At 62.7% G+C, this 255-nt stretch carries 1 protein-coding gene; it reads right to left on the minus strand.

All coding sequences use genetic code 11. From position 1 onward, the window contains the following. Positions 1 to 255: hypothetical protein (locus QSV46_RS40310; RefSeq protein ID WP_314964251.1), on the minus strand; the 255-nt coding region annotated here is incomplete at both ends.

A 255-nucleotide genomic window follows, 5' to 3' on the forward strand; every position in this document is an offset into this window, starting at 1 on the left:
GTGATGGTGGAGCCGATATAACCGAAGCCGGCGCCGCGGGTCAGCAGATCAATATCGATGCCGCATTTTGCGGCATGATAGGCAATCGGCAGGCCGCAGAGGAAGATGATGACGCTGACGACAAGAATGGCCGACGTGGCGTTGGCCGCGCCGTAATTAAGCGTAATGGTGCCGCCGATCGCCTCCAGCGCCAAAAAGGAGATCGCGCCGAGCGCGGTATTGGCGACACGGGCGGCAGACCACCGCCGCGCGCTC

This window comes from Bradyrhizobium cosmicum (genome assembly GCF_032290525.1).
GTDB lineage: Bacteria > Pseudomonadota > Alphaproteobacteria > Rhizobiales > Xanthobacteraceae > Bradyrhizobium > Bradyrhizobium cosmicum_A.